The organism is Marinobacterium sedimentorum, from assembly GCF_024267675.1.
Lineage (GTDB): Bacteria > Pseudomonadota > Gammaproteobacteria > Pseudomonadales > Balneatricaceae > Marinobacterium_A > Marinobacterium_A sedimentorum.
In genome coordinates, this window is sequence record NZ_JALDYX010000006.1 from 40,035 (window position 1) to 65,094 (window position 25,060).

Genomic DNA, 25,060 nt, shown 5'->3' on the forward strand with positions numbered 1-25,060 from the left:
GTTCAGATAATGTCCCACGTACCCCAGATTAGCTCTCCACAGATAAAGATTCCTGCTACCTACATGCGTGGCGGCACCAGCAAGGGCGTGTTTTTCAATCTTAGCGATCTGCCGGAAGCCGCCCAGGTGCCGGGTGCGGCGCGTGATGCGCTGCTGCTGCGGGTGATCGGCAGTCCCGACCCCTACGGCAAGCAGACCGATGGCATGGGGGGCGCCACCTCCAGTACCAGCAAGACCGTTATCCTGTCCAAAAGTACCCAGCCGGATCACGATGTCGATTACCTGTTCGGACAGGTGTCCATCGATAAGCCCTTCGTCGACTGGAGTGGCAACTGCGGCAATCTCACCGCCGCGGTGGGTTCCTTTGCCATCAGCAGTGGTCTGGTTGATGCCAGTCGCGTCCCTGAAAATGGCGTCGCCGTTGTGCGTATCTGGCAGGCCAACATCCGCAAGACCATCATTGCCCATGTGCCTATGACCAATGCTGCGGTGCAGGAAACCGGTGATTTCGAACTCGACGGTGTGACCTTCCCGGCGGCGGAGGTGCAGGTCGAGTTCATGGACCCGGCCGATGGCGAGGGGGCTATGTTCCCGACCGGCAACCTGGTGGATGATCTGGAGGTGCCGGATGCGGTGGTTGCAGGCGGCGTGATTCGCGCCACCCTGATCAATGCCGGTATCCCGACCATCTTTGTGAATGCGGCTGATCTTGGCTATAGCGGTACCGAGCTGCAGGATGCGATCAACGGTGACGAGCAGGCCCTGGCCCGGTTCGAGACCCTGCGTGCCTATGGTGCGCTGCGCATGGGGCTGATTTCAAATCTGGAGGAAGCCGCCACCCGCCAGCACACGCCCAAGGTCGCTTTTGTTGCGGGGCCTGCGGCCTATGTCTCGTCCAGCGGGAAGCAGGTTACGGCAGGGGATGTAGACCTGCTGGTGCGGGCGCTGTCCATGGGCAAGCTGCACCATGCCATGATGGGCACGGCTGCCGTGGCCATAGGTACCGCTGCTGCGGTGCCGGGCACCCTGGTCAATCTGGCCGCCGGCGGCGGTGCGCGCACTGCGGTACGCTTTGGGCATCCGTCGGGCACGCTGCGGGTCGGTGCCCAGGCCAGTCAGGTCGGGGACGACTGGGTGGTACTCAAGGCCGCCATGAGCCGCAGTGCCCGGGTATTGATGGAAGGCTGGGTGCGAGTACCGGGCGACGCTTTCTGATAGCGCGCCGGTTCCGTAGATTTACGCAAAGGCTCTCTGAATGCCCGCGCAGCAAGGCCCCGTTATTAACTATTCACTTATTACGGGGCCTTTTTGTGGCCGGGCGCTTCGGGCCCGTCTAGAGCTGGCGCACCAGCCGGGCTTCGGAAATGATACGGGTGGCGATTTCCTCCACCGAAAAGGTGGTGGTATTGATGCAGGGGATCTTTTCCTGGCGAAACAGCCGCTCGATGGTGCGCACCTCCAGAGTGCACTGATCGAGAGAGGCGTAGCGGCTGTTGGGGCGGCGCTCGTGGCGAATGGCCGCCAGCTGGAAGGGGTCTATGGTGAGGCCGTACAGCTTGGCGCGGTGGGGCTCCAGGGCGTTGGGCAGGCCCTGCAGCGTCATATCCTCTTCGGTGAAGGGGTAGTTGGCCGCGCGTATGCCGTATTGCATCGCCATATAAAGGCAGCTGGGCGTTTTGCCCGAGCGCGACACGCCCACCAGAATGATGTCGGCACGGTCGTACTGCTGGGTGCGGGCGCCATCGTCGTTGTCGATGGCGAAATTAACCGATTCTATCCGATCCTTGTAGCGGTTCATTTCCTGGATGCTGTGGGACTTGCCAACCGTATAGGTTGAGTGGACGCCCAGTTCTTTCTCCAGGGGCTTTATGAAGGTCGCGAACACATCAATCATCATGCCGTTGCACTGGGCAATACAGGCGCGTATGTCCTCATTGACGATGGTGTCCAGAATGATGGGGCGAACCTGATCCTCTTCTACTGCCGCGTTAATCTGCAGCGCCACGGCATGGGCCTTTTCAAGGGTGTCTATATAGGGCAGCGTGACCTTTTTGAACTCAATACCATCGAACTGCGACAGCAGGCTATTGCCCAGGGTTCCGGCGGTAATTCCTGTGCCGTCCGAAATAAAGAATGCGGTACGTTTCATGGTGTGCGTCCAGGTTGTGGGGGGCGCTGGGGTGGGACTTTGCGGCTTGCAAACCGCTGAATTCTGGCACTATAACAGATTTTTACGTAGTTAAATTACATCCCCCCTGGCGGCGATTTTCTGTTAAAACTGCAGTATTATCCCGGCTGATTCCGTAGTTTGCGGGCGGTTTGGCAGTACTCACTAAGGGCAACAGGAGAACGCATTTTGCAGCATTATGTACAGCGCCTAGACCAGGTTGGTATGGCAGATGTCGATACCGTGGGCGGGAAAAATGCATCCTTGGGTGAGATGATCAGCCAGTTGAGTGCGGCCGGCGTTCGGGTGCCCACGGGGTTTGCCACTACGGCCCAGGCGTATCGTGATTTTCTGGCGTTTGAGGGTCTTTCGCAGCGCATCGAAGATACGCTCGAAACACTGGATGCTGATGATGTGCAGGCGCTGGCGCTTACCGGCCGCAAAATCCGCCAGTGGATTCTCGAAGCGCCGCTGCAGCCGGAGCTGGAAGGTGCCATTGAAACCGCCTTTGCCGAAATGACCCAGGGCAACGCGGAGATGGCGGTGGCGGTACGTTCATCCGCCACGGCAGAAGATCTGCCGGACGCCTCCTTTGCCGGCCAGCAGGAAACCTTTCTGAATATCCGCGGGCTGGACAACGTCAAGCATGCCATCCGCGAAGTCTTTGCGTCCCTGTATAACGACCGCGCCATCTCCTACCGCGTGCATCAGGGCTACGAGCATATTGATGTTGCTCTGTCCGCCGGTATACAGCGCATGGTGCGCAGCGAAACCGGTGCTGCGGGCGTCATGTTTACGCTGGATACGGAGTCTGGCTTTCAGCACGCAGTCTTTATCACTTCCGCCTATGGATTGGGTGAGACTGTGGTGCAGGGCGCTGTGAATCCCGATGAGTTCTATGTATTCAAACCGACCCTGAGCCAGAAGGTGCCCTCCATCCTGCGCCGCAACCTGGGCTCCAAGGCGATCAAGATGATCTATACGGCTGATGGCCGTGCCGGCAAGGCGGTGGCAACCGTTGAGGTGCCCCTGGCACAGCGCAGCAAGTTCTCCATTACCGATGCCGATGTTGAAGGCCTGGCGCGCATTGCGGTCATTATTGAAGATCACTACGGCCGGCCGATGGATATCGAGTGGGCCAAGGACGGTGATGACGGCCAGCTGTATATAGTGCAGGCGCGGCCAGAAACGGTCAAAAGCCTGGCCCAGGGCAATGTGATTGAGCGTTACCTGCTGCAGGAAAAGGGCGAGGTGCTGGCTCAGGGGCGCTCAATAGGGCATCGCATCGGCTCGGGGCCCGTGCGGCTGGTGAGCGACCTGAGCCAGATGCATCTGGTGCAGCCCGGTGATGTGCTGGTCACCGACATGACGGACCCGGACTGGGAACCGGTCATGAAGCGCGCGGCGGCCATCGTCACCAACCGCGGTGGCCGTACCTGTCATGCGGCCATTATTGCCCGTGAGCTCGGCATTCCCGCTATCGTTGGTTGCGGCGATGCCACCGAACTGCTGACTGAGGGGCAGCCGGTGACGGTGTCCTGCGCAGAAGGGGATACCGGCTGGGTATACGAGGGTGAACTGAGCTTCGAGCATCAGACCAACAGCGTGGTATCCATGCCGCCGTTGCCGTTCGATGTGATGATGAACGTAGGCAATCCGGACCGTGCCTTCGATTTTCAGGCGTTGCCCAACGCCGGTGTCGGCCTGGCGCGGCTGGAGTTTATTATTAATCGCATGATTGGTGTGCACCCCAAGGCGTTGCTGAATTTCGATAGCCAGACGCCGGAATTGCAGCAGACGATAAAACGCCGCATCGCAGGCTATGCAGGCCCGGTGGAGTTTTACATCGACAAGCTGGTGGAAGGTGTTTCGACCCTGGCGGCGGCCTTCTATCCAAAAAAAGTCATAGTGCGTATGTCGGACTTCAAGTCCAATGAATACGGTCATCTGATCGGTGGCGCCGAGTTTGAACCCAGCGAAGAAAACCCGATGCTGGGGTTTCGCGGTGCGGCGCGCTATATCTCGGAGTCGTTCCGTGACTGCTTTGAGCTTGAGTGTCGGGCGCTGAAATACGTGCGTGACACCATGCGCCTGACCAATGTCGAGATTATGATTCCCTTTGTGCGCACCCCGGGTGAGGCGCGTCAGGTGGTTGAGCTGCTGGCCGACAATGGCTTGCGTCGGGGGGAGAATGGTCTGCGCCTGATCATGATGTGTGAAATTCCCTCCAACGCATTGCTGGCCGACCAGTTTCTGGAATACTTCGACGGTTTCTCCATCGGCTCCAATGACCTGACCCAGCTGACCCTGGGGCTGGATCGCGACTCGGGCGTGATCGCGCACCTGTTCGACGAGCGTAACGAGGCGGTGAAAAAACTGCTGTCCATGGCGATCGATGCCTGTCGCAGCCAGGGCAAGTATATCGGCATCTGTGGTCAGGGCCCGTCTGATCATCCGGATCTGGCCCAGTGGCTGATGGAGCAGGGGATTAACAGCGTGTCACTGAACCCGGATTCGGTGCTGGATACCTGGTTCTTCCTGGCCAATCATCTGCAAGACGCAGCGGAGTCCCGGGCTTAAGGGCCTGTCAGCCATAGTACTTTTGTCATGAAATGTGCGCTTTAATGGCTGGCAGCATTGGTCTGCCCGTCTGGACGACGCGGTCGAAGCGCCAGCTTGGCAATAGGTGACAGCAGTGATTTGGCTGCGACAGGGCCGTGCAGCTTTTCCTGTCTTTTGCGTTTGGCCTGTTTTTTGACGGGGCGCGAAAAATATTTCCACAATGATTCAGCGGCCTTAGGGCCGCTTTTTTTACTTTGTTTATTTATACCGTTATCTACTGTCTGGGGCCGGATCTACAGCGCGGTGGTTTGGCTGTGCGCAGGTCGTTAACCTGGGTATCGATTCAGAGTACGCACTCGACATGGGCAGGCAGGGGCATGGCGGCGAAGGTCTGTCGCAGCAGCAGTAGCATGGCGTGGGCGGCGGGGCTGAGGGAGCGGCCACGGCGGCGGATGATATAAAGATCGCGGTAGAGAGCCGGTTCCGACAACGGCCTAAAGGTGAGGTGCTCGAAGGAGCGGGTGCCGGCGGCCAGTGCCGGCAGTACGGACAAGCCGATGCCGGCTTCCACCAGTGCGGCCAGGCCCGCCGGGTTGGATACTTCGATGGCCGGGTGATCGAGCCCCAGGCGGATGGCGTTGCCGGCCGGTGTTTGCGCCAGCTGGGCGCGGATGCCGGTATCGGCCGAAAGCATCAGCAGCTCTTCGTCTGCCAGTGCCTGCCAGGGCAGCGCTGTCTCTGTGGGCGCTGTCGAGGCGGGCGAGTCAGCCGGGGCGGGCTCATCAAATCGGTGGCCGCGGTTGAAAACCACGCCAAAGCGGTCACGCAGAATTGGGGTGTAGCTCAGGTCGGGCTGATCGGAATGGTTGCCCCCCACGCCGAAGTCCACATCATTGGCCAGCACGTGCTGCTCGATGCCGGCGGCGCTGTCGTCGCGTAGCAGAATGCCGATATTGGCGTGGCGGGCACGGTAGGCTTGCACCACGGCAGGCAGCAGGCAGGCGATGGTCGAGGGAGACGCTGCGATGCCCACCTGGCCATGCTGGTGCTCTGCCACGGCCTGCAAGTCGGACAAGGCGGTATCAAAGTCCGACAGTAGCCGTTCGGCCACGGGCAGAAAACGTTCGCCCTCGGGGTTGAGCAGTACCCGTCGGGTCGTGCGATCCAGCAGGATCAGGCCGCTTTGCTGCTCCAGCTGCTTGATGGTGGCGGTGAGCGACGACTGGGTCAGATGCAGGTGCTTGGCGGCCTGGGTAAAGCTGCCCTGATGGGCCACGGCGACAAAGGCGCGCAGATGCCGGATTGAAATATTATTCGCCATTAGTTATCAATCTATTAACTTTTAGCGTTTGAATGATAAATTCGAATTCTGCATCATAGCGTCCATACAGACAATCCCGCACACCCATAAACCCGGGATGCGATTGCGAGGACGCGCGAGCCCATGATTCCGCACATCAGGCACATCGATACTACGGCCCCCCTTTATCTGGAGTTTATCGAGCAACTGCAGCAACAGGGGTTCGGCGGGGATACCAGCCCGGATTACGCTAACCGGGTGGTGCAGTCCACCGACAACAGCATTTATCAGATGCTGCCCCAGGCCGTGGTCTATCCCGCCTCCGTTGAAGACCTGATGCTGATCGCACGGCTGTCCAGCCAGTCGCGTTTCAGCCGCCTGCGCATGAGCCCCCGTGGTGGTGGCACCGGTACCAACGGCCAGTCGCTCAGCGATGGTCTGATCGTCGATACCTCGCGGCACATGAACCGAATCATTGAGATCAATGCCAAGGAGCGCTGGGTACGGGTGCAGGGCGGGGTGGTCAAGGATCAGCTTAATGCCGCTCTCAAGCCCTATGGCCTGTTTTTTGCGCCTGAGCTTTCAACCAGTAACCGCGCCACCATCGGAGGCATGATCAATACCGATGCCAGTGGTCAGGGCTCCTGCCTGTACGGCAAAACCCGCGACCATGTGCTGGAGCTGCGCTCGGTGCTGCTTGATGGCAGTTTCTGGGAGTCCAAGCCGCTGAGTGACGCCAAGCTGCAGAAGATTCAGGCGCGGGACGATCTGGTCGGTGAGGTGCACCGTCTGGTGGACGGAATCTACGCCGACAAAAAGGAGCTGATCGAGGCCCGTTTTCCCAAGCTTAACCGTTGCCTGACCGGCTATGACCTGGCTCATATCCGCGATGAGCAGGGGCGATTCAACCTCAACTCGGTGCTCTGTGGGTCGGAAGGCTCGCTGGCGTTTATCGCCGAGGCCAAGCTTAATGTACTGCCTATCCCCAAGTATTCCGCGCTGGTCAACGTCAAGTACGACAGCTTCGAAAGCTCACTGCGCGATGCCAAGGCGCTGATGGCCTGGGGCCCGACATCGCTGGAAACAGTGGATTCACGGGTGCTGAATCTGGCCATGGGCGATATCGTGTGGGATTCGGTGAGTGATTATTTCCCGCATCATGCAGGGGAGCCCGGTATTCAGGGTATCAACCTGGTGGAGTATACCGGCGACGATGAAACGCAGTTGCGAGCCGATGTCGCGGCGCTGGTGGCGCACCTCGAGCAGGTCAGTGGCCAGCCGGGCAGGAGTTTCGGTCATACAGTGGTGTTCGGCGCCGCCGAGATCGGCAAGATCTGGGGCATGCGCAAAAAGGCCGTGGGCCTGCTGGGCAATGCCGAGGGCGATCGGCGGCCGATTCCCTTTGTGGAAGATACGGCGGTGCCGCCGGAAAATCTGGCGGACTTCATTATGGAGTTTCGCGCCGTGCTGGATGCCCGCGGTCTGACCTACGGCATGTTCGGTCATGTGGATGCCGGTGTGCTGCATGTGCGCCCGGCCATCGACATGAAGGATCCGGCGCAGGAGGGCCTGGTGCGCGAGGTCACCGATGAAGTGGTGCGCCTGACGCAGAAATACAAGGGCCTGCTCTGGGGTGAGCACGGCAAGGGTGTGCGTTCGGAGTATTCGCCCGAGTTCTTTGGTGAACTCTACCCTGAACTGCAGCGCATCAAGGGGGTCTTCGACCCGCACAATCAGCTCAACCCCGGCAAGATCGCGACACCGATGATCGATGGCGCCGAGCTGTTGAAAATCGATGGCGTGCCCACCCGCGGGCAGCATGACCGCCAGGTCGGCGAGGCGGTGCGCAAGAGTTACGATTCCGCCATGAACTGCAACGGCAACGGCGCCTGCTTCAATTACGATCCCAATGACGCCATGTGTCCGTCCTGGAAGGGCACCCGCGAGCGTATCCATTCACCCAAGGGGCGGGCGTCCCTGGTACGGGAATGGTTGCGTCTGATGTCCAATCAGGGGGTGGATCTGAACGATGCCAGTGCGCAGGTGCGGCGCTCGTCCTTTATTGGCGGCCTGCCGCAGCGCATTCGCAACAGCCTGCGCAAGCGCCGCGGCGAATATGACTTCTCCAACGAGGTGCATGCCTCGATGATGGGCTGTCTGGCGTGCAAGTCCTGTGTGGGGCAGTGCCCGATAAAGGTCAATGTGCCGGACTTTCGTGCCCGCTTTCTGGAGGTTTACTACGGCCGTTACCTGCGCCCGCTGAAGGATTATGTGGTGGGCAGCCTGGAATACATGATTCCGACCCTGGCGCGTTTCCCTGGGCCCTATAACTGGGCCATGGACAACATGCTGGTGAAGCGCTTCTTCAGAAGCCAGATTGGCATGGTGGACAGCCCGACCATCTCGACCCTGGATCTGCAGTCGGGCTTGCGTCGCCGTGGCATTGAACTGGCAACCCCTGAACAGGTGGCTACTCTGTCCGAGGCGCAGCGCAGCAAGGCGGTGGTCATAGTTCAGGATGCCTTCACCAGTTACTTTGAAACGGGGTTGGTGCTGGATCTGGTGGATCTGCTTAGCCGCCTCGGTTTCTATGTGCTGGTGGCACCGTTTCGTCCCAACGGCAAGCCGCTGCACGTGCATGGCTTTATGGGAGTCTTCGAGAAAGCGGCACGGCGCAATGCGCAGATGCTCAATGGGCTGGCCGACAGCGGCCTGCCGCTGGTGGGGATCGACCCCTCCATGACCCTGACCTACCGGCAGGAGTATGCCTATGCGCTGGATGCTGACAAGCTGCCACCGGTGCGGCTGGTGCAGGAGTGGCTGGTGGAGCAGCAGGCGGTGCTGGAGGCGGCTCGCAAGGGCATGCCGGCCGGGCATTTCAAGTTGCTGGCCCACTGCACCGAAAAGACCTCGGCGGCGCCGTCCATTCGCAACTGGCAGCAGATATTTTCGGCCATGGGGCAACGCCTCGAGCTGTTGGCGGTGGGCTGCTGTGGCATGTCCGGCACCTACGGTCACGAGAGTGCGAATCTTGAAACCTCAAAGCGTATCTATGACCTGAGCTGGCGCGAGCCTGTGAACGATGCGCAGAACCATGATCGTCTGCTGGCAACCGGCTATTCATGCCGTAGCCAGGTTAAGCGTCTGGATGATCAGGAAGTACCGCATCCGCTGCAGGCGCTGCTGGAACAGCTGTGTCAGGCCAGGGTCTGATTAGCCGCTAAGCTGCGAAGAACCAAAGAAAAGGCGCCCGTGTTTTGCACGGGCGCCTTTTTTGCAGGGGTATTACAGCCAGGCGCCTTGTGAGGGGCGCGCCTGTCTGCTCTGCGGCTTTATTTTTCCACGAAGGCGCGTTCGATCACATAGTGGCTTTGTTCGCCATGGCGTGATTCGCTGAAGCCCCAGTCATTCAGAATGTCGCAGGTTTCCTTCAGCATGCTCGGGCTGCCGCAGATCATGAAACGGTCATCCTCAAGGTTGGGTTGTGGCAACCCCAGGTCGCTGAACAGCTTGCCGCTGCGCATCAGGTCGGTCAGGCGACCCTGATTGCGGAAGGCTTCGCGGGTAACGGTCGGGTAGTACAACAGTTTCTCGCGGATTTCCTCGCCGAAAAATTCGTTGTTCGGCAGCTCTTCCAGTATGGTCTGCTGATAGGCCAGCTCCGATACAGAGCGCACACCGTGGGTCAGAATCACGCGGTCGAAGCGTTCATAGATTTCCGGGTCGCGGATAATGCTCATAAAGGGCGCAAGGCCGGTGCCGGTGCTGAGCAGGTACAGGTTGCGTCCGGGCAGCAGGTGGTCGGCCACCAGGGTGCCGGTCGGCTTGCGGCTGATCAGCACTTCGTCACCGACCTGCAGGCGCTGCAGGTGGGAGGTCAGCGGGCCGTCCTGTACCTTGATGCTGAAGAATTCCATTTCGTCTTCGTAGTTGGCACTGGCAATGCTGTAGGCGCGCATCAGTGGGCGCCCTTCGAGCTCCAGTCCGATCATGGTGAAATGGCCATTCTTGAAGCGAAAACCCGGATCACGGGTTGTAGTGAAGCTGAACAGTGTTTCGTTCCAGTGGTGTACGGCGGTAACCGTTTCGCGATTGTGATTGCTCATGCTGCCTTGTCCTTAACCCTGTGGTGATGCTTATAACTTAATGATTGCAAGATTAGCGCTATCTATAACCAACTGTAAAAATGAATTTATCAATAACCTTTATCGGTTTTAGCGATTATGAAATACACCCTGCGTCAACTTCAGGTGTTTCTGGCCGCTGCACATAGCCAGAACATCACCCGTGCGGCCGAGGAGCTGGCGATGTCGCAGTCCGCCGCCAGTGGAGCCCTGCGCGAGCTCGAAACCCACTTTGACATCCAGTTGTTTGACCGTGTCGGCAAGCGTCTGCAGCTGAATGAACTGGGGCGCCTGCTGCAGCCCAGGGTCGAGGCGCTGCTGGCCCAGGCGCTGGAGCTGGAGACGGCGCTGTTGCAGCACGCCGAGGCGGGGCCGCTGAAGGTTGGCGCCACGCTGAGTATCGGCAACTATCTGGCCGTGGAGATCATGGCGCGTTACATGACCGATCACCCCGATGCGAGGGTCACGCTGGATGTAGAGAACACCGCCGCCATCGCCGACAAGGTGCGTAACTTTGAGCTGGATATAGGCCTGGTGGAAGGTGAGGTCCAGCATGCGGATCTCGAGGTGATTCCCTGGCGCGAAGATGAACTGGTGGTGTTCTGCGGCGCGGACCATTCGCTGGTCGGCGAAGGCGCGCTCAGCGATGAGCAGCTACTGGCGGTGCCCTGGATACTGCGCGAGGCCGGCTCCGGTACGCGCCAGGCTTTTGACCGCGCCCTTTATGGGCTGATGCCGCAGATGCATATTCTGCTGGAGCTGCAGCATACCGAGGCGATCAAGCGGGCGGTGCAGGCGGGGCTTGGCGTTGGCTGCCTGTCCAGGGTCACGCTGGAAGATGCCTTCAGGCGTGGCGATCTGGTACCGCTGTCTGTGCCTGGACGCGATTTCAGGCGGCTGTTTTACTTCGTCATGCATCGACAGAAATACCGCAGCGCAGGTCTTGAACGCTGGATCCGGCTCTGTCGCGAGGCCTGAAGGTTTCGGTGGTCGCTGGCATCTAATCGTAATACCTGCGTGCTAAAAAGCGGTTTTTTGGCAATTTCGGCGGATTTATCCTCATGTGGCAAATTTTTGTGCAGTTCCTGCTGCTGGGCTGCGTCAGCTTTGGTGGCCCGGCCGCCCATATCGGTTACTTTCGCAATCATTTTGTAGAGCGCCTGGGCTGGGTAGATGGGCGTGACTTTGCCGAGCTGCTGGCGCTGTGCCAGTTTCTGCCGGGGCCCGCATCCAGCCAGCTGGGGTTCGCCATCGGCTATAGGCGCGACGGTATACTGGGCGGGGCCTGCGCCTTCCTGGGCTTTACGCTGCCCTCAGTGCTGCTGATGCTCTCCCTGGCCGCAGGCGGTGGCTGGCTGCTGGAGCAGGCCTGGTTTGATTCTGTGTTGCACACTTTGAAGCTGCTGGCGCTGGTGGTGGTCGCGGATGCCCTCTGGGGCATGGCGCGGTCTTTCTGTAGTGGCCGCCTCACGCTGGTCATTGGGCTGTTCGGGGCCATTGCGGCTTTGCTGGCGCCGGGTATCGCTGCGCAGCTGGCCGTACTTGTGCTGGCGGCGATGATCGGAGCCATCATGCTGGGAAGGGTGGGGAAATCGGTGCAGGCAGGCGCTTCGGTGCCAGCACTGGAGTCCGAATCGCCGGGCCGGCAGCGCTGGGCGCTGGTGCTCTTTGGGTGTCTGCTGGCGCTGTCATGGCTGGCAGCAGAGTCGGGGCTGGCGGGGGTTGCGGCGGACTTCTACCAGGTGGGCGCTCTGGTGTTTGGCGGTGGTCACGTGGTGCTGCCATTGTTGCAGGCGCAGCTGGGCGCGGATCTGGCGCCGTCGCAGTTTTTGCTCGGATACGCCGCAGCCCAGGCCGTGCCGGGGCCCATGTTTACGCTGGCGACCTTTCTGGGGTATGAGCTGGTGTCGCAGGCGCCGGTACTGGGGGCGCTGCTGGCAACTCTTGTTGTGTTTCTGCCGGGGTTCCTGGTGCTGGTTGCGGTGCTGCCCGACTGGCAGCGCTGGGTGGCCCGACCCGCGCTCGCCGGTGCTGTGGCGGGCGTCAATGCGGTGGTGGTGGGCTTGTTGCTGGCGGCACTGTATCAGCCGGTCTTTGTCAGCGCCGTCACCGGCGGGCGTGATCTGGCGTTGGCGCTGGTTGGGCTCTATCTGTTGCGCGGCTTGGGACTGGGGGTCATTGCCCTGGTGCCGTTGGCGATTATCACGGGCCTGCTCATGTTCTGATAGCCGTGCTCTGGACAGCAGTGCTAGGAGCGAGGCGGGTTCTGGCCGGCGGCGGATGCGCGCGCCAGAAAACGGTCGAGCTGGTTGGCAAAGGCCTGGCGATCCGCGTTGCCAAGTGCTGCCGGTCCGCCGGTCTGAATGCCAGAGCTGCGCAGGGTTTCCATAAAGTCCCGCATTGAGAGGCGCTGGCGGATGTTTTCCCTGGTATAGAGCTCGCCTCTTGGGTTGAGCGCCCAGGCGTTATTGTCGATAACATCGGCTGCCAGCGGAATGTCGGCGGTAATGACCAGGTCGCCGGGCTGCAGTTTGCTGACGATGGTGTTATCGGCGACATCAAAGCCGCTGGCCACCTGAATGGCATCGATCAGATTGCCAGGCGGTGTGCTCATGAACTGGTTGGCTACCAGCGTCATGCGCGTATTGGTGCGCTGTGCGGCCCGGAACAAAATATCCTTGATCATTTTGGGGCAGGCATCGGCGTCGACCCAGATGTGCATGCTGCTTGTGCTCCCTGTTGGCTGCAGGTGAAAGGGGTGTCCTGGGCCCCATTATCCGCCGTTATCCTGCCTTGGTGGTAGTGCATTTGTCCCCTTGATCACCGATCATGGCGTTTTGCCCTGGCCGCTGGACGGCCGATATTCATCTCAAGGAGTTTCTGATGGACGATCTTTTACCTGAGCTGTGTGACCATTTCGAAGAGCTGGTGCAGGTGGTTGAGCCCATGTTCGGCAGCTTTGGCGGCCGTGGAGCCTTCGGTGGCGAAATTGTCACCATCAAGGCGTTTGAGGATAACTCCAAGGTGCGTGAACAGGTGGCGCTGCCCGGAGAGGGCAAGGTGCTGGTTGTCGATGGTGGCGGTTCCATGCGCCGTGCCATGCTGGGCGATATGCTGGCCGAGAAGGCGGCGGACAACGGCTGGGAAGGCATCGTGATCTATGGTTGCATCCGCGACGTTAACGCCATCGCCGATCTGGATCTGGGTGTGCAGGCGCTTGGCAGTCATCCGCTGAAAACCGAGAAGCGGGGGCTGGGGGATGTCAATGTGCCGGTGACCTTCGGTGGTGTGACCTTCCGCCCGGGGGACTATGTCTACGGTGACAATAATGGCCTGCTGGTCAGTGCGCAGAAGCTGGAACTGCCGCAGGACTGAGGTGTATCCGGTGCCCGCAGCCCGCTGTTGGCGCCCGTGTCGGCTCGCTGTGCTCTATCCGCCAATACGCTGTGCCCGCCGTCTACCCCTGTCCGCTGTCTACACTGAGGGTGCGCCGGTGCCGCTTCGGTGTTCATGCTGAATTCAACAACTGGGCGCATGCTGGTGTCTGTTAAGGTTTTACCTGGCGCAGATGTGGGTGCTCGGGCGATTGGAGGCATGTGAATGAAAACGGCTGATGTTCTGGTGATAGGCGCGGGCCCCTGCGGCCTGTTTCAGGTGTTTGAGCTGGGCCTGCTGGGGCTCAATGCCATAGTGGTGGAGGCGCTGGAACAGCCCGGGGGGCAGTGTGCCGAGCTCTATCCGCAAAAACCCATTTACGATATCCCTGCCATTCCCGAAATCAGCGGTGCCCAGCTGACGCAGAACCTGCTGCGCCAGATTGCGCCTTTCAAGGCGCAATTCTGTTTTGGTGAACGTATCGAGCAGCTTGAACCGCGGGGCGAGCGATTCTGGCTCTGTGGTGACAAGGGCACCGAGTTTGATGTGGCCGCAGTGGTGATCGCCGCCGGTGCCGGTGCCTTTCAGCCGGTGCGCCTCAAACTGGAAGGCATCGAGAGGCTCGAAGGTGATCAGCTGTTCTATGCCGTCAAGGATCGGGGCCAGTTCCATGGCCGGGATCTGGTGGTCTTTGGCGGCGGGGACTCGGCGCTGGACTGGGTCATGGCGCTGGTGCCGGAGGCCCGCTCTGTGGTGCTGGTGCACCGCTCGGAGCGTTTTCGGGCCCAACCTGCGCTGGTGGAGCAGATGCATGCGCTATGCAAGCAGGGGCGTATGCGCTTTGTTGCAGGGCGGGCAAGCGACTATCGTCTTTCCGATGGACGCCTCACGGCGGTTGAACTGACCGACAGTGAGGGGCGAACCCATTGGCAGGAGGTCGACAGTCTGCTGGTGTTCTTTGGCATGGTGCCCAACCCTGGGCCTGTGAAACACTGGGGCCTGGCAATGGATGCCAATCAGCTTCAGGTGGATACCGAGCGTTTCGAGACCTCGCTGCCTGGGGTGTTCGCCATTGGCGATATCAATATCTATCCTGGCAAGAAAAAACTGATTCTGAGCGGGTTTCATGAGGCCGCGCTGGCGGCCTTTGCCATAAAGTCGCGCCTGGAGCCCGGCAAGAAGGTACAGCTGCAGTACACCACTACTAGCCCGTTGTTGCGTCGGCGCCTGGGCGTGGATGCCGATTCCTGAGTGTTTAGCCGGACTTGCTGATCAGCTGTTGCTGCATCCGGGGGCTGTCGAGCATGTCGGCCAGGCTGTATTGGGCCAGGCTTGCCATAAAGGCGCGCTGGGCGTCGGCCAGAGCGCTTTGCAGGTTACAAATGCCGGCCAGGCGGCAGGGCTGGGACTCGCAATCGATCAGCGGGCTGGTGCCTTCGCTCTGGCTGACAATGGCGCCGAGATTGATGTCGGCTGGTGCCAGGTTCAGCTTGATCCCTCCTTTTTGTCCGCGATAGGTTTTAAGGTGACCGCTTTTGGACAGCGCATGCACCACCTTGCGCAGGTGTTCCACTGATATTTGATAGAAGTCGGCAATCTCGTGCAGGGTTGTCAGGCGCTCGTTGTTGATTGCGACATAAAACAGCACCCGCAGGGTGTAGTCCGTGAATCGGCTCAGTTGCATGCTGGTATCCTGAAAAATGTTTTCCAAATATACGTTGGTCGCCCGCTGGGCTGCAAGCTTGCTGTCTTGCACCGGTTGACGCATTGCTGCATTCTTTGCCGCCTTGGGACTTAATGGGGTTGTTGTAGTGTATAAACTGCTGATTTTCGATTGGGATGGAACCGTCATCGATTCTGCCGCTCGAATCATTTCTAGCATGCAGCGTTCGGCACTGGACCTTGGGCTGGAGCCGCTGGATGCCGAGGCGATCCGCAACATTATCGGCTTGGGGTTGCCAGAGGCGATACGGGCGCTGGTGCCTGGCATTGATGCCGCCGGTATCGAGGGCATGCGCGAGCGCTATGCTCACTACTATGTCACCGGCGATGAAACGCCCACTCATCTGTTTGCCGGTGCCCGCAGCAGCCTGGAGAGCCTGCATCGCAAAGGCTATCGGCTGGCGGTGGCCACGGGCAAGAACCGCCGCGGGCTGGATCGGGTATTTGCTCAGACGGGGCTTGGCAGCCTGTTTGAGTTGTCGCGCTGCGCTGATGAAACCACCTCCAAGCCAGACCCCCACATGCTGCACGAGATACTGCAGCAAGCGAAGGTCGATGTGTCGCAGGCGCTGATGGTCGGCGATACCGAATATGATCTGGAAATGGGCCATAGGGCCGGTATGGCGACGGTGGCGGTGAGCTACGGAGCGCACCATATTGACCGGCTCAAGCCTTGGCGGCCGGTGCTGGAGATCGACAATTTTCTGGAGCTGGAACGCTGGCTCGACGGACAACCACTATCCTGACAGGAGCACTTTGTGGCCGATAATCCCTGGGACGAAAAAATGGATGACAAGTTGCAAGCGACAGTAGACAAGGCGCAGGACGGCAGCAAACGCGAATGGCGCCTGATCGAAAAGCTGCTGATGGGGCTGCACGCGGAGCAGCGCCGTAGCCGGCGCTGGGGTATTTTCTTCAAACTGCTGACCTTTGCCTATCTGTTCGGGATTCTTGCGATCTTCCTGGTCGGCAAGGACTTGGGGCACGAGGTGCTGACCAAGGAGCACACCGCCATTATTGATGTGCGCGGCCCCATCGCCGATGGCGAAGAGGCCAGTGCCGACAATATAGTCGGGGCCCTGCGTGCGGCGTTCAAGGAGCCCAAGTCCCAAGCTGTGATCATGCGCATCAACAGCCCCGGCGGCAGCCCGGTACAGTCGGGCTATGTATTTGATGAAATCAAGCGCCTGCGTGGGCTCTATCCGCAGAAAAAACTCTATGCGGTTATCAGCGATATCGGTGCCTCGGGGGCTTACTACATGGCGGCGGCGGCGGATGAAATTTACGCCGACAAGGCGAGCCTGGTAGGCTCCATTGGCGTGACATCGGCGGGCTTTGGCTTTGTGGAGCTGATCGACAAGCTCGGCGTTGAGCGCCGTGCGCTGGTATCCGGTGAGCACAAGGCTTTCCTGGATCCGTTTAGCCCGCTGAAAGACAGCGAGCGGCGTTTCTGGGAGGAGGTGCTGGGCACCACCCATCAGCAGTTTATTGATCAGGTGCGTGCGGGGCGTGGTGATCGGCTCAAGGAGGATGACCGTCTGTTCAGTGGTCTGATCTGGACCGGAGAGCAGGCGCTGAAGCTGGGGCTCATCGACGGGCTTGGCAGCAGCAGCATGGTCGCGCGGGATATTGTCGGGCAGGAAGAGCTGGTTGAGTACGGCTCCAAGCTTTCAGCGCTGGACAAGCTGATCGATCGACTCGGCGTGAGCTTTTCCAGGTCCCTGGCCACAGAACTCGGCCTGGGCAGCATGGGCACACTGCGTTAAGCAGCCTTGGGTGTCTGTGTGAGGCCTGCGGCATAGCGCGACCTTAGGGAAGATTAAGGGAGACTTCGGTCTCCCTTTTTGCTGGCTGAGTTTTTTACAAAACCTGAACGCCGGCATTTTCGAGCATCCGTACCAGACGGATCAGCGGCAAGCCGATCAGGCTGTTGGGGTCGTCGCCCTCCAGGCGTTCAAAGAGCGCGATGCCAAGTCCTTCGGCCTTGAAGCTTCCGGCGCACTCATAGGGCTCCTCTTTATCCAGATAACGGTCGATCTGTTGCTCGCTGAGAGTGCGAAAATGCACGCGAAAGTCGATCGCATCGATCTGGCTGTGCTGGCTGTTGCTGTTCAGCAGGCACAAGCCTGTGACAAAGCGCAGGCTGCGGCCTGATGCGCGCAGCAGCTGGGCGCGGGCCTTGTCGCGGCCCAGCGGCTTGCTGATAATCTCGCCATCGAGCACCGCGACCTGGTCGGAACCAATAATGAGGGCGTTGGGTGTCGTTCTGGCGATGGCGCGGGCTTTCTCCAGTGCAAGGCGCCGCACCAGGTCTTCGGCGTGCTCGTCCGGGTGTGCGCTTTCATCGATATCGGGGCTGATGCATTCGTAGGGCAGCTGTAATTTGTCGAGCAGGGCACGCCGGTAGACGGAACTCGAGGCCAGGATCAGTTTATTCATCAGTGAATGCCATTTCAGCGTTACAGGGGGTTCTATACGTCGTAGAATACCAACCCGAATTAATCATGTGGAAGACCCCTGTTTTTCTTTGACAGTCAGGGTTTTGCACCCTAGAATTGCGCGCTTATGTCGTACGGACCATTACCGAAAAGAGTTGACCCGCGAAAGCTTGCCGAACGGGAAGTACGTATTCAGGGTCTTGCCAGTCTGAATGGAATGCCACGCTTGTCGTCTTACCTCGTCGAGGAAGAAGGCGAGATCACCGTGGATCTTCTGTTTTCACTTGATCCGCAGCGAATTCGTACAGTTTCGGGCAGTGCGCAAGGCAGGGTCTACATGACGTGTCAGCGTTGTCTGGAGCCCGTCGAGGTTGTCGTTGAGGCCAGCTTTAATCTGGCAGTCGCGCCCAGCGAGGAAGTGGCTAAAACATTGCCACGTCATTATGATCCGCTGATCGTTGAGGATGAAGATGTCGAGCTCTGGTCTGTCGTGGAGGAAGAGTTGATCCTAAACCTCCCGGTGGTGCCTTATCATGACGACTGTAGTATTCAGACCTCTTTCGGGGAAATCGCCCCGGAAGATGCGAAGTCAAAAAAACCTAACCCGTTCAGTGTATTGGCCAAGCTGAAGGCCAACACTGACAAGAGTTGAACTAGGAGTTATCTCACCATGGCAGTACAGAAGAACAAAAAGTCCCGGTCTAAGCGTGACATGCGTCGTTCCCATGACGCTCTGGGCACCCCGAGTCTTTCTGTTGAAGCCACCACTGGCGAAACTCATATGCGTCACCACGTGAGCGCCGATGGTTTTTACCGTGGTCGTCAGGTTGTCAACAAGCAGGACGAAATCTAAGCTTGTCCGGCTTTTGTACCATTGCGATTGATGCGATGGGCGGGGACTTCGGTCCCCGCGTTACGGTTCCCGCCACCGTTGAGGCGCTTGAGCGATACCCCGGTCTGACCATCAAGCTGGTCGGCCAAACCGATACCTTTACCCCCTATCTGCATAATATTCCCGCATCCGTGCGCGAGCGGCTGCAGCCTGTTCAGGCTGACGGCGTTATTGCCATGGATGAAAAACCGTCCCATGCGCTGCGCAAAGGTCAGGATAGCTCCCTCAGTGTTGCGCTGCAGCTGGTTGCCGATGGTCAGGCAAATGCCTGCGTCAGTGCCGGCAATACCGGTGCGCTGATGGTGATTGGGCGGCGTGTGCTGCGCATGCTGGAGGGGATTGATCGGCCGGCCATAGTGACCGCGGTGCCAACACTTGAGGGTCACTGCTACATGCTTGACCTGGGCGCCAATGTGGATTGCTGTGCCGAGCATCTGCTGCAGTTTGCCATCATGGGCTCTGCCATGACCCAGGCGGTGGACGCTGTTGCCGCGCCCCGTGTCGGATTGCTGAATATTGGTCAGGAAGCCATCAAGGGTAACGAGCAGGTCAAGCTGGCATCCGCCCTCATCAAGGCGCATGGGCGTCTCAACTATATCGGCTATGTCGAGGGCGATGATATCTTCGCCGGCAAGGCTGATGTGGTGGTGTGTGACGGTTTTGTCGGTAATATTGCGCTCAAAAGCAGTGAGGGTGTGTCGCGTCTGGTGGCGAGCAGGCTGCGCGCGGCTTTTGGGCGCAGCCTGTATCGACGCATCTTGGCCTGGCTGGCGCGACCGGTACTGCGCGAGCTTGGGCGGCAGCTTGATCCGTCGCGGCGCAACGGTGCCAGTCTGCTCGGGCTTCAGGGGATAGTGGTCAAGAGTCATGGTGGGGCAGATCGTGCCTGTTTTGGCTTTGCCATTGATGAGGCGGTTGCCGAGATAAAGATGGATGTGCCGAGGCGAATCAGTGAGCAGCTTGCTGCATCCCTGGCCTGAGTGCCTATACTTTGTCCCGATGTGCCGGTTTAAGGCCGTCTGGCGGGCGGTTCGGTCTGCCAAGTATCGCGTATTCATGTAAACTACCGCTCCATTATGCCCTTCGGGCGGTCATCGCAATTAGATTGCAAAGACGAGGAATCCATGTCGCAAGCGCTTGCTTTTGTTTTCCCCGGACAGGGTTCCCAGCATCTTGGTATGCTGGCTGAACTCGCCGAACAGTATTCCGTTATTCAGGAGACCTTTGCCGAGGCGTCCGAGGCGCTTGGGTATGACCTCTGGGCGCTGGTGCAGCAGGGTCCTGAAGACGAATTGAACAATACCGAGGTTACCCAGCCTGCGTTGCTGAGTGCTGCTGTGGCGCTGTGGCGCCTGTGGCAGCAGCGTGGCGGTGCTACGCCTGCGCTGATGGCCGGTCACAGTCTGGGCGAGTACAGTGCCCTGGTCTGTGCCGGTGTGCTTGGCTTCGCCGATGGCGTGCGCCTGGTGCAGTTGCGTGGTCGCCTGATGCAGCAGGCAGTGCCTGCTGGCACAGGTGCCATGGCGGCGATTCTCGGGCTGGATGATGCCGGTATAGCCGCTGCCTGTGAGGGCGCAGCCCAGGGGCAGGTGGTCTCGCCGGTCAATTTCAACTGTCCGGGCCAGGTGGTGATCGCCGGTGAAAAGGCTGCCGTTGAGCGCGCCATGGAAGCTTGCAAGGCTGCTGGCGCCAAGCGGGCGATTCCGCTGCCGGTGAGTGTGCCGTCACACTGTGCGCTGATGCGCCCGGCGGCTGAGGGCATGGCACCAGTACTGGCTGATATTGCCCTGCATGCGCCGCAAATTCCGGTGTTGCAGAACGTGGATGCGGCTGTACCGGCTACGCTTGAACAGATCAGGGAGAACTTGCTGGCGCAGCTTTACAGTCCGGTGCTCTGGACGCGTACTGTGCAGGCCATGGTAGAGGCTGGTGCTGAAACCATGGTTGAATGTGGCCCTGGCAAGGTGTTGTCCGGCCTTAACAAGAAGGTGCACAAGGCACTCAATGTGGTTGCGATCAACGAGCCCGCAGGCCTTGCCAAGGCGCTGGGCGAATAAATATCGATAAGGGACAGCAGATGAGTATCGAAGGTAAAGTGGCACTGGTGACCGGTGCTACCCGTGGTATCGGCAAGGCAATTGCACACGAGTTGGGTGGTCAGGGCGCCATCGTGGTGGGTACGGCAACCAGTGAGTCGGGTGCCCAGACCATCGGTGCCTACCTCGGTGAAGCGGGTTTCAAAGGCGCGGGCATGGTGCTGGATGTCTCCAGTGCAGAGTCCGTTGAACAGGTGATCAAACGCATTCAGGAAGAATTCGGTGCGGTGGAAATCCTCGTCAATAATGCTGGTATCACCCGCGATAATATACTGATGCGCATGAAAGAAGATGAGTGGGATTCGGTTTTGAATACCAATCTCACCTCGGTTTATCGTGTTGTCAAGGCGTGCCTGCGTGGCATGACCAAGGCACGCTGGGGGCGTATCATCAGTGTCAGTTCGGTGGTGGCGTCCATGGGTAACGCTGGGCAGGCGAACTATGCTGCTGCCAAGTCCGGCATGGAAGGCTTTACCCGAGCGCTGGCGCGTGAGGTGGGTTCGCGCAACGTTACGGTTAACTGCGTCGCGCCGGGCTTCATCGATACCGATATGACCAGTGGTCTGGCGGATGAGCACAAGGCCCATCTGCAGGCACAAATTCCAATGAATCGTCTCGGTCAGCCCGAGGAGATCGCTGCCGTGGTAGGCTTTCTCGCCGGCCAGGGGGGCGCCTATGTCACAGGCGAGACAATCCAGGTCAATGGCGGGATGTACATGGCCTGATTTAGGCTTCTGTCACAAAGAATTGTTTTTTTCGGCAATTTGTTGATAATTGGCCGTCAGTTTACGGTGATAATAAACGCTGTCACGCTTGCTAGGGCATGACGGTATCTATAAAATCCCGATTCGCATCTCAGGGTGCACGGGTTGAAAAGAATATAGGAAGAGTTATGAGCAACATTGAAGAGCGCGTAAAGAAAATCATCGCAGAACAGCTGGGCGTTAAAGGCGACGAAGTGACCAACGAAGCCTCTTTCGTTGAAGATCTTGGCGCTGACTCTCTGGACACTGTAGAGCTGGTTATGGCTCTGGAAGAAGAGTTCGAAACTGAGATTCCTGACGAAGAAGCTGAAAAAATCACCACCGTACAGCTGGCAATCGATTACATCAACACGCACCAGTAATCGACAGGTTCAAGAATAAGTGAAAAGCCGCACCTATCGCAGTATAGTGCGGCTTTTCTTTTTTACGGCCAGAGTAACTGGAGGATCGCAATGTCTCGCAGGAGAGTGGTGGTTACCGGCATCGGAATGCTGACCCCGGTGGGGAATACGGTTAAAGAAACCTGGGACAACATCCTTGCTGGCAAAAGTGGTGCAGCTCCGATTGACCACTTCGACGCATCTGCGTTTGCGACACGCTTCTCTGCCCCGGTCAAGGGGTTCGATGTTAGCGAGTACATGAGTGTTAAAGACGCCCGCAAAATGGACCTGTTCATCCAGTACGGCATGGCAGCCGCGATTCAGGCGATCAATGACTCTGGTCTGGAAGTGAACGACGAAAATTCGCACCGCATCGGTTGTGCGGTGGGCTCGGGCATCGGCGGCCTGTCGATGATCGAGAGAAACCACGATATTTTGAACGAAGGCGGCCCACGCCGTATTTCTCCGTTTTTCGTGCCAGGCAGCATTATCAACATGATTGCCGGCAATCTGGCGATCAGGTACGGCCTGCGCGGCCCGAACATTGCCATTACCACGGCCTGTACCACAGGCACACACAACATTGGTCATGCCATGCGCATGATTCAGTATGGTGATGCCGATGTGATGGTGGCCGGCGGTGCCGAAATGGCCAATACCCCCCTGGGTATCGGTGGTTTTGCCGCCGCCCGTGCGCTTTCGACCCGTAATGATGATCCGACAGCGGCAAGCCGCCCCTGGGATCGCGATCGTGACGGCTTCGTGCTGGGCGACGGCGCCGGTATTGTGGTACTGGAAGAGTACCAATGCGCCAAGGCGCGCGGTGCGCGGATCTATGCGGAAATCGTGGGCTTTGGCATGAGTGATGATGCCTACCACATGACCGCGCCGCCCGAGTCCGGCGAAGGCGCTGCCCGGGCGATGGAAAATACGCTGCGTGACGCCGGCATGAACCCGGATGAGCTGCACTACATCAATGCCCACGGCACCTCGACGCCGGCGGGGGATATGGCAGAGTCCAATGCCGCCAAGCGTGTGCTCGGCAGTGCCGCCTCGGGGGTGCGAATGAGTTCCACCAAATCAATGGTTGGACATTTGCTGGGCGCAGCCGGTGCGGTGGAGGCAATTTTCTGCCTGTTGGCCATTCGTGACCAGGTGGCACCGCCCACCATCAACCTGGACAACCCGTCCGACGGTTGCGATCTCAATTATGTGCCCAAGGTGGCCCAGGAATGCCGGATAGACACAGCGCTGTCCAATTCCTTCGGCTTTGGCGGCACCAACGGCACTCTTGCGTTTCGCAAGATTTGATCCGCCGTCGTGCGTTCCTGTCCTGCGGGGCAGGGGCGCAGTCTGTGCCCGTCTATGAATAAGTCTCCCTTCACTCTGATCAATGGCGTTCCGGCCGACTCAGTTACAGTAACCGACCGTGGCCTGGCCTACGGCGATGGCCTGTTCGAAACTGTGCAGTTGCGTGCGGGGCGCCCGCTTTTGCTGGATTTGCACCTGGAGCGCCTGCGCAGGGGGTGCGAACGTCTGGCGATCGATGCCTCAACGCTGTTTGCCGACTTGCAGCATGATCTGGAGCGCCTCGCCAGTCTCTGTGCCATGCAGGACTTTGGTGTGCTCAAAATCCTGGTAACCCGCGGCGCCGGTGGGCGCGGTTATCTGCCCCAGGCCGGTATGGCGCCGACGCGCATTGTAATGCTCTCTGTTATGCCGGAGTATCCGCACAGTCCTGCTCAGGCTGGCGTGCGGGTGCGCTGGTGTGACATGACCCTGGCGCTGAGTCCTCGGCTGGCGGGTATCAAGCACCTCAACCGGCTGGAACAGGTGCTGGCGCGCAGTGAGTGGGGTGATCCTGAGATCCGCGAGGGCTTGTTGTGTGACAGCGAGGGCTTTGTGGTGGAGGGCACCATGAGCAACCTGCTCTGGGTCCGCGGCACACGTCTTTATGCGCCACTGCTGGATCGCTGTGGTGTGGCCGGTGTGGTGCGTACGCGCTTGCTGCAGCTGGCCGCCGCCGCCGGGATCGGAGTACTTGAAGGGCGCTTTGGTAAATCGGAACTTGAACAGGCGGACGAAGTCATGCTGTGTAACAGCCTGATTGATATCTGGCCGGTGGTCACACTGGACGCACACCACTGGTCGGTGGGTCCGGTTACTCGAGCGCTGCAATCGCTGCTAGCAAAGGATTATCTTGCGTGTTGAAAAAATCTATAAACCTGATGGCCGTCGGCGCCTTTCTGGTTCTGTTGCTGAGCGCCATCGCCTGGCAGCGTATCAATGCCTATGTCGACAGTCCGCTGCCGGTGGATGAGCCCCGCACGGTGCTGATCGAGCGGGGGCAGGGGTTCAACCAGATTGTTGCCGAGCTGGAGGCCGAAAATCTGGTGCAGCGGCCGATTTTCCTGCGGATTTATGCGCGTCTGCATGGCCTGGCGCACCAGGTCAAAGCCGGTGAATATGAGCTGGAGCCGGGTCTGACGCTGCGTGCCCTGCTGCAGAAAATGATTGACGGAGATACGCTGCGTCATTTTTTCACCGTGGTGGAGGGTACCACCTTTGCGCAGTTGCGTGAGCAGCTGGAGGCCAATACAGTGCTGCTGCAGACCCTGAGTGAACTGGACGACAGCGAGGTCATGGCGCAGCTAGGGGAGCCGGAGAAACACCCGGAAGGCATGTTCCTGGCCGAGACCTACCAGTATCTGCGGGGCATGACGGACCTGGATCTGTTACGTCGCGCCCGCGCCTCGCTGGATGACGCCCTGGCACAGGCGTGGGAGAAGCGTGAGTCGGAGTTGCCCTATGATTCTGCGTACGAAGCCCTGACGATGGCCTCGATCATTGAAAAGGAAACCGCCGTGCCGCAGGAGCGCCCGCGCATCAGCGGCGTCTTTGTGCGCCGATTACAGCAGGGCATGCGTCTGCAAACCGACCCAACGGTGATCTATGGCATGGGGGCTGAGTACAAGGGCAATCTGCGCCGTTCCGATCTGCTGAAGAAAACGCCCTATAACACCTATGTGATCGAGGGGCTGCCGCCGACGCCAATCGCCATGGTCGGTAAAGACGCCATCGAAGCTGCACTCAATCCTGAAACCGGTCCCTGGCTGTTTTTTGTGGCCAAGGGTGACGGCAGTCACCATTTCTCGGCCCATCTGTCGGAGCATAATTCCGCCGTGCGGCGTTATCAGCTGCAACGGCGCGAAGACTATCGTTCGACGCCGGAGGGCTGAA

Annotated in this window: 24 protein-coding genes; 18 read left to right on the forward strand and 6 right to left on the reverse strand. The window is 59.3% G+C overall.

Annotation, left to right across the window (positions count from 1 at the left end):
- Positions 1–9 precede the first annotated feature (9 nt).
- Positions 10–1,215, forward strand: a complete 1,206-nt coding sequence (prpF, locus tag MRS74_RS07510) for a 2-methylaconitate cis-trans isomerase PrpF (RefSeq protein WP_254579659.1) — start codon at positions 10–12, stop codon at positions 1,213–1,215.
- Positions 1,216–1,333: 118 nt separating this feature from the next.
- Here the strand turns inward: prpF and ppsR are convergent, their stop codons facing one another.
- The gene (gene ppsR, locus MRS74_RS07515) at positions 1,334–2,149 is read right to left on the reverse strand and encodes a posphoenolpyruvate synthetase regulatory kinase/phosphorylase PpsR (RefSeq protein ID WP_254579660.1); all 816 of its coding nucleotides are present in this window, start codon (positions 2,147–2,149) and stop codon (positions 1,334–1,336) included.
- Positions 2,150–2,356: 207 nt separating this feature from the next.
- Between ppsR and ppsA the strand changes: the two genes are divergently transcribed.
- Positions 2,357–4,747 (forward strand): phosphoenolpyruvate synthase, encoded by a 2,391-nt coding sequence (gene ppsA, locus MRS74_RS07520; protein ID WP_254579661.1) that lies wholly within the window; start codon positions 2,357–2,359, stop codon positions 4,745–4,747.
- A gap of 325 nt (positions 4,748–5,072) precedes the next feature.
- Here the strand turns inward: ppsA and MRS74_RS07525 are convergent, their stop codons facing one another.
- Positions 5,073–6,050 carry a LysR family transcriptional regulator gene (locus MRS74_RS07525; protein WP_254579662.1) on the reverse strand — a complete coding sequence of 326 codons (978 nt, stop codon included), beginning with the start codon at positions 6,048–6,050 and terminating at the stop codon, positions 5,073–5,075.
- A 123-nt stretch (positions 6,051–6,173) separates the two neighbouring features.
- On the opposite strand from MRS74_RS07525, the gene ydiJ reads away from it, so the two are divergent.
- On the forward strand, positions 6,174–9,242 hold the full coding sequence (gene ydiJ / locus MRS74_RS07530; protein ID WP_254579663.1) for a D-2-hydroxyglutarate dehydrogenase YdiJ: 3,069 nt from the start codon (positions 6,174–6,176) through the stop codon (positions 9,240–9,242).
- A gap of 119 nt (positions 9,243–9,361) precedes the next feature.
- On the opposite strand, the gene MRS74_RS07535 is transcribed toward ydiJ, so the two are convergent.
- The gene (locus MRS74_RS07535; protein WP_254579664.1) at positions 9,362–10,135 is read right to left on the reverse strand and encodes a ferredoxin--NADP reductase; all 774 of its coding nucleotides are present in this window, start codon (positions 10,133–10,135) and stop codon (positions 9,362–9,364) included.
- 117 nt (positions 10,136–10,252) lie between these two features.
- Here MRS74_RS07535 and MRS74_RS07540 point away from each other — a divergent pair, with 117 nt between their 5' ends.
- Complete coding sequence (locus MRS74_RS07540; protein WP_254579665.1) at positions 10,253–11,131, forward strand: LysR family transcriptional regulator; 879 nt, start codon at positions 10,253–10,255, stop codon at positions 11,129–11,131.
- 83 nt (positions 11,132–11,214) lie between these two features.
- Positions 11,215–12,378, forward strand: coding sequence for a chromate efflux transporter (gene chrA / locus MRS74_RS07545; RefSeq protein WP_254579666.1), 1,164 nt, complete (start codon positions 11,215–11,217; stop codon positions 12,376–12,378).
- A 23-nt stretch (positions 12,379–12,401) separates the two neighbouring features.
- On the opposite strand, the gene MRS74_RS07550 is transcribed toward chrA, so the two are convergent.
- On the reverse strand, positions 12,402–12,875 hold the full coding sequence (locus MRS74_RS07550; protein WP_254579667.1) for a YaiI/YqxD family protein: 474 nt from the start codon (positions 12,873–12,875) through the stop codon (positions 12,402–12,404).
- A 161-nt stretch (positions 12,876–13,036) separates the two neighbouring features.
- Here MRS74_RS07550 and MRS74_RS07555 point away from each other — a divergent pair, with 161 nt between their 5' ends.
- Together MRS74_RS07555 and MRS74_RS07560 are read left to right on the forward strand one after the other, a co-directional pair.
- Positions 13,037–13,528: a putative 4-hydroxy-4-methyl-2-oxoglutarate aldolase gene (locus MRS74_RS07555; protein ID WP_254579668.1), complete on the forward strand. Its 492-nt coding sequence runs from the start codon at positions 13,037–13,039 to the stop codon at positions 13,526–13,528.
- 225 nt (positions 13,529–13,753) lie between these two features.
- Positions 13,754–14,779 (forward strand): NAD(P)/FAD-dependent oxidoreductase, encoded by a 1,026-nt coding sequence (locus MRS74_RS07560; RefSeq protein WP_254579669.1) that lies wholly within the window; start codon positions 13,754–13,756, stop codon positions 14,777–14,779.
- Between the two features lie 4 nt (positions 14,780–14,783).
- Here MRS74_RS07560 and MRS74_RS07565 read toward each other — a convergent pair whose 3' ends face one another.
- The gene (locus tag MRS74_RS07565) at positions 14,784–15,212 is read right to left on the reverse strand and encodes an RrF2 family transcriptional regulator (protein WP_254579670.1); all 429 of its coding nucleotides are present in this window, start codon (positions 15,210–15,212) and stop codon (positions 14,784–14,786) included.
- Between the two features lie 127 nt (positions 15,213–15,339).
- Here MRS74_RS07565 and MRS74_RS07570 point away from each other — a divergent pair, with 127 nt between their 5' ends.
- Complete coding sequence (locus MRS74_RS07570) at positions 15,340–15,996, forward strand: HAD family hydrolase (RefSeq protein WP_254579671.1); 657 nt, start codon at positions 15,340–15,342, stop codon at positions 15,994–15,996.
- Positions 15,997–16,008: 12 nt separating this feature from the next.
- Positions 16,009–17,016: a S49 family peptidase gene (locus MRS74_RS07575; protein WP_254579672.1), complete on the forward strand. Its 1,008-nt coding sequence runs from the start codon at positions 16,009–16,011 to the stop codon at positions 17,014–17,016.
- A 94-nt stretch (positions 17,017–17,110) separates the two neighbouring features.
- On the opposite strand, the gene MRS74_RS07580 is transcribed toward MRS74_RS07575, so the two are convergent.
- Positions 17,111–17,689, reverse strand: a complete 579-nt coding sequence (locus tag MRS74_RS07580; RefSeq protein ID WP_254579673.1) for a Maf family protein — start codon at positions 17,687–17,689, stop codon at positions 17,111–17,113.
- A 126-nt stretch (positions 17,690–17,815) separates the two neighbouring features.
- Here MRS74_RS07580 and MRS74_RS07585 point away from each other — a divergent pair, with 126 nt between their 5' ends.
- The 9 genes from MRS74_RS07585 to mltG all read left to right on the forward strand — a co-directional run bounded on the left by MRS74_RS07585 (position 17,816) and on the right by mltG (position 25,059).
- Positions 17,816–18,340 (forward strand): YceD family protein, encoded by a 525-nt coding sequence (locus MRS74_RS07585; RefSeq protein ID WP_254579674.1) that lies wholly within the window; start codon positions 17,816–17,818, stop codon positions 18,338–18,340.
- A gap of 18 nt (positions 18,341–18,358) precedes the next feature.
- Complete coding sequence (gene rpmF, locus MRS74_RS07590; RefSeq protein WP_254579675.1) at positions 18,359–18,541, forward strand: 50S ribosomal protein L32; 183 nt, start codon at positions 18,359–18,361, stop codon at positions 18,539–18,541.
- Positions 18,542–18,543: 2 nt separating this feature from the next.
- Entirely contained in the window at positions 18,544–19,560 is a 1,017-nt protein-coding gene (gene plsX / locus MRS74_RS07595; protein ID WP_254579676.1) for a phosphate acyltransferase PlsX, read from the forward strand.
- Between the two features lie 144 nt (positions 19,561–19,704).
- On the forward strand, positions 19,705–20,637 hold the full coding sequence (gene fabD, locus MRS74_RS07600; RefSeq protein ID WP_254579677.1) for an ACP S-malonyltransferase: 933 nt from the start codon (positions 19,705–19,707) through the stop codon (positions 20,635–20,637).
- Between the two features lie 20 nt (positions 20,638–20,657).
- Positions 20,658–21,401, forward strand: a complete 744-nt coding sequence (gene fabG / locus MRS74_RS07605) for a 3-oxoacyl-ACP reductase FabG (RefSeq protein ID WP_254579678.1) — start codon at positions 20,658–20,660, stop codon at positions 21,399–21,401.
- 167 nt (positions 21,402–21,568) lie between these two features.
- Positions 21,569–21,802 carry an acyl carrier protein gene (gene acpP / locus MRS74_RS07610; protein WP_067381152.1) on the forward strand — a complete coding sequence of 78 codons (234 nt, stop codon included), beginning with the start codon at positions 21,569–21,571 and terminating at the stop codon, positions 21,800–21,802.
- Positions 21,803–21,892: 90 nt separating this feature from the next.
- A complete protein-coding gene (gene fabF / locus MRS74_RS07615) occupies positions 21,893–23,131 on the forward strand; it encodes a beta-ketoacyl-ACP synthase II (RefSeq protein ID WP_254579679.1) in 1,239 nt (412 codons plus the stop codon).
- 54 nt (positions 23,132–23,185) lie between these two features.
- On the forward strand, positions 23,186–24,031 hold the full coding sequence (pabC, locus tag MRS74_RS07620) for an aminodeoxychorismate lyase (RefSeq protein WP_254579680.1): 846 nt from the start codon (positions 23,186–23,188) through the stop codon (positions 24,029–24,031).
- The gene (gene mltG / locus MRS74_RS07625; RefSeq protein WP_254579681.1) at positions 24,025–25,059 is read left to right on the forward strand and encodes an endolytic transglycosylase MltG; all 1,035 of its coding nucleotides are present in this window, start codon (positions 24,025–24,027) and stop codon (positions 25,057–25,059) included. Before pabC ends, mltG begins: the two co-directional genes overlap by 7 nt.
- Position 25,060: the final 1 nt, after the last annotated feature.

Coding starts and splice junctions, on each gene's coding strand:
- prpF (WP_254579659.1), top strand. CDS start 10: ATGTCCCACGTACCCCAGATTAGCTCTCCACAGATAAAGATTCCTGCT.
- ppsR (WP_254579660.1), bottom strand. CDS start 2,149: ATGAAACGTACCGCATTCTTTATTTCGGACGGCACAGGAATTACCGCC.
- MRS74_RS07525 (WP_254579662.1), bottom strand. CDS start 6,050: ATGGCGAATAATATTTCAATCCGGCATCTGCGCGCCTTTGTCGCCGTG.
- ydiJ (WP_254579663.1), top strand. CDS start 6,174: ATGATTCCGCACATCAGGCACATCGATACTACGGCCCCCCTTTATCTG.
- MRS74_RS07535 (WP_254579664.1), bottom strand. CDS start 10,135: ATGAGCAATCACAATCGCGAAACGGTTACCGCCGTACACCACTGGAAC.
- MRS74_RS07540 (WP_254579665.1), top strand. CDS start 10,253: ATGAAATACACCCTGCGTCAACTTCAGGTGTTTCTGGCCGCTGCACAT.
- chrA (WP_254579666.1), top strand. CDS start 11,215: ATGTGGCAAATTTTTGTGCAGTTCCTGCTGCTGGGCTGCGTCAGCTTT.
- MRS74_RS07550 (WP_254579667.1), bottom strand. CDS start 12,875: ATGCACATCTGGGTCGACGCCGATGCCTGCCCCAAAATGATCAAGGAT.
- MRS74_RS07555 (WP_254579668.1), top strand. CDS start 13,037: ATGGACGATCTTTTACCTGAGCTGTGTGACCATTTCGAAGAGCTGGTG.
- MRS74_RS07560 (WP_254579669.1), top strand. CDS start 13,754: ATGAAAACGGCTGATGTTCTGGTGATAGGCGCGGGCCCCTGCGGCCTG.
- MRS74_RS07565 (WP_254579670.1), bottom strand. CDS start 15,212: ATGCAACTGAGCCGATTCACGGACTACACCCTGCGGGTGCTGTTTTAT.
- MRS74_RS07580 (WP_254579673.1), bottom strand. CDS start 17,689: ATGAATAAACTGATCCTGGCCTCGAGTTCCGTCTACCGGCGTGCCCTG.
- MRS74_RS07585 (WP_254579674.1), top strand. CDS start 17,816: ATGTCGTACGGACCATTACCGAAAAGAGTTGACCCGCGAAAGCTTGCC.
- rpmF (WP_254579675.1), top strand. CDS start 18,359: ATGGCAGTACAGAAGAACAAAAAGTCCCGGTCTAAGCGTGACATGCGT.
- fabD (WP_254579677.1), top strand. CDS start 19,705: ATGTCGCAAGCGCTTGCTTTTGTTTTCCCCGGACAGGGTTCCCAGCAT.
- fabG (WP_254579678.1), top strand. CDS start 20,658: ATGAGTATCGAAGGTAAAGTGGCACTGGTGACCGGTGCTACCCGTGGT.
- acpP (WP_067381152.1), top strand. CDS start 21,569: ATGAGCAACATTGAAGAGCGCGTAAAGAAAATCATCGCAGAACAGCTG.
- fabF (WP_254579679.1), top strand. CDS start 21,893: ATGTCTCGCAGGAGAGTGGTGGTTACCGGCATCGGAATGCTGACCCCG.
- pabC (WP_254579680.1), top strand. CDS start 23,186: ATGAATAAGTCTCCCTTCACTCTGATCAATGGCGTTCCGGCCGACTCA.